At 44.1% G+C, this 2,793-nt stretch carries 3 protein-coding genes and 1 pseudogene; 1 reads left to right on the top strand and 3 read right to left on the bottom strand.

The window, feature by feature from the left end; all coding sequences use genetic code 11:
- Window positions 1-141: 141 nt before the first annotated feature.
- Entirely contained in the window at window positions 142-846 is a 705-nt protein-coding gene (locus tag JC606_RS22915) for a DUF1481 domain-containing protein (protein WP_137406936.1), read from the bottom strand.
- 47 nt (window positions 847-893) lie between these two features.
- Window positions 894-1,166, bottom strand: a complete 273-nt coding sequence (gene hupA, locus JC606_RS22910) for a nucleoid-associated protein HU-alpha (protein ID WP_004729753.1) — start codon at window positions 1,164-1,166, stop codon at window positions 894-896.
- Between the two features lie 270 nt (window positions 1,167-1,436).
- On the opposite strand from hupA, the gene JC606_RS22905 reads away from it, so the two are divergent.
- Window positions 1,437-2,588, top strand: coding sequence for a CNNM domain-containing protein (locus JC606_RS22905; RefSeq protein ID WP_116871564.1), 1,152 nt, complete (start codon window positions 1,437-1,439; stop codon window positions 2,586-2,588).
- A 53-nt stretch (window positions 2,589-2,641) separates the two neighbouring features.
- On the opposite strand, the pseudogene JC606_RS22900 reads toward JC606_RS22905, so the two are convergent.
- A pseudogene (locus tag JC606_RS22900) lies at window positions 2,642-2,793 on the bottom strand (IS4 family transposase); the annotation flags it as partial.

The raw sequence follows: 2,793 nt of genomic DNA, 5'->3' as shown, positions 1-2,793 counted from the left end.
AGTTCAAAAAAAATCCCCAAGCGTGGCTTAGGGATTTGTGTATAAGAGACAGCCTTAGTGGGCGCCTTTTTTATTGTCCAACGTACACATGTACAGACTAAAGAGCATTTGGCCTACAGTAGGCCAAATGCTCTTAATGATTTATTCGCTGCTCTTCAGCAATGATGGTCTTACGACACAATCGTGGCTTTCTTCCGCTAACATCAATAGCTCTTCTACAGTGATTTTTCCGAGTGAATCACTACCAAGAAACGCAGCATAGCTTTCTACTGACGCTAAGCGATTAATCACAAAGTTTGGTAAGGCTTGATTAATATCGATACTTGAAAACTCTTTACCCGAGCAAGTTTCGAAAGATTGACCATTCCAATAGCCTTGGATCAACTTGAAGCCTTCGTCATTCTGCTTAGCCGTGGTATCTAAGGCCTGTGAGGCTTCATTCTTGTAAGTTTCAAGCTGCTTAGCGCGGATTGGTAGGATTTTACCGTCAATACGGTACTGCTGATACACAGCTTCGCCTGATTTGTTGAAACGGACATGAACCCGAAATGGAGCCAGTTCATTTGATGCGTTGCGCTGCTCACCTTCACGAATAAATTCACGAAGCACAACATCCGACCATGCATAGTCAGTTTGATACCAGCCATAATCACCCATAGTGACGTAGTCTGCTGAAGTATGAGGTTGTGTGAGCTTGTTAGTCACCCAGTAGAAACTTGTCGCGTCGCCCATGACTTGGCCGCCGGTGTAGGTTTCAAATTGCTCTAGGTTTTTGCGAGGGCTTGTTGAAGAACAGCCAATGAGAAATGTAGATAACAGTGAAACGAGAAGAAATGCTTTTTTCATAAAAACCTGTACCGAGGTGGAATACGACTACCTCGGTACAGTTTAGATTATTTCACTGAATCTTTCAGCGCTTTACCTGCAACAAATGCTGGGACGTTTGCAGCAGCGATTTGGATCTCATCACCAGTTTTTGGGTTACGACCAGTGCGAGCTGCACGGTGGTTTACTTTAAAAGTACCAAAACCAATTAGCTGAACTTGATCGCCATCTTTAAGAGCATCTGTTACACCACCAAGAGTCGCTTCTAGAGCAGCTTTAGCTTGTGCTTTAGAAAGGTCCGCTTTTTCAGCAATAAAGTCGATTAATTGAGTCTTGTTCATTTTAGGTTTCCCTTCTTTGTATTTTTGAATTCAATTCACTCTAAAACATAAATGCCCCATCTGGCAAAGGTTTGTCGTCGATCTTTGACTCTAATGCCGTAGTTTTAGCCATAATATGAGTAATAACTCACAATTTGTTACTGATTTATTTAAGCAAGCCCTTGTTTAAAAGGGGCTGAGCGCAAAATTAATGATGACCTAGCCACTACTTTTTCTCTATAATCCACGCTGAATCGCTGATAAAGCGTACAATTTAATTTAAGGGCAAACATGCTGCTGCTAACTATTTACGTCTCCATCGCCATTGGAGTTTCTTTCATTTGTTCTGTTTTGGAAGCTGTACTTTTGAGTATTAGTCCGAGCTACATCGCTCAACTAAAACAAAATGGGCATCCTGCAGCAGAGTCATTAGACAAACTGAAAACAGACATCGACCGCCCACTGGCGTCAATTTTAACGCTTAACACCATCGCGCACACAATCGGTGCTGCGACAGCAGGTGCACAAGCGGCGGTGGTTTTTGGTAGCCAATGGCTAGGTGTATTCTCTGCCGTGCTAACTCTAGGTATTTTGGTACTGTCTGAGATTGTTCCAAAAACTATTGGTGCAACTTACTGGCGTCAACTTGCGCCAGCATCGGCGAGCGTGCTTCGTTGGATGGTGTTCTTCCTAACACCGTTTGTTTGGTTCTCTGAGCAGATCACTAAGCGCCTAGCTCGTGGTCACGAAGCACCAAAAATGCGTGATGAATTGTCTGCGATGGCGATTTTGGCAAAAGAGAGTGGTGAATTTGCAGAAGGCGAATCGAAAATCCTAAGCAACCTACTTGGCATTCAAGATGTACCTGTGACGCAAGTAATGACACCGCGACCAGTAGTATTCCGTGTCGATGCTGAGATGAGTATCAATCAGTTCCTAGCGGATCATAAAGATACGCCATTCTCACGTCCGTTGGTTTACAGCGAGCAGAGTGACAACATCATCGGTTTTGTGCACCGCTTAGAGCTGTTTAGGCTTCAACAAGCTGGCAGCGGAGAGAAATCTCTAGGCGATGTGATGCGCCCTATTCATGTATTACTGAATAACTTGCCGTTACCAAAAGCGTTTGACCAAATGATGGCTCAACGTTTACAGCTATCTCTCGTGGTTGATGAGTACGGCACAATCCAAGGCATCATTACCCTAGAAGATATCTTTGAACACCTTGTTGGCGAAGAGATCGTTGACGAAGCGGATAAGACGACCGACATGCAGGAACTGGCATTTCAGCGTTGGGAAAAGTGGAAAGAGACCCACGGTGTGATCGAAAACCGCGACGAAGAAGACGAGCTAGAGCAAGAAGCTTCAGCAGAAGACGATAACTCAGATGCAAAACCAGCGGATGAAGAGCAAACGTCAAAAGCAGATAAAAAAGACGCTTAATCGTAATTTGCTATCAATAGATACAACAAAGGCTCCTTTGGGCTGTCTCTTGATCACAAGTCGAGCTGATCAAGAGACTTAGCCAACTCATATCCCTCAAGGATGGTTTGTAATCTAAACCATCCTTGCCATAACACCTTTATCGAAGCACGACCTGTCCGCTTACTATCTTTCCATCCTCCCAACCGAGCTATGCCTTTATAAG

This window comes from Vibrio sp. IB15 (genome assembly GCF_016406055.1).
Taxonomy (GTDB): domain Bacteria; phylum Pseudomonadota; class Gammaproteobacteria; order Enterobacterales; family Vibrionaceae; genus Vibrio; species Vibrio chagasii.
Note: the sequence above shows the minus strand (reverse complement) of the source record. Positions and strands in the feature narration are given on the sequence as shown.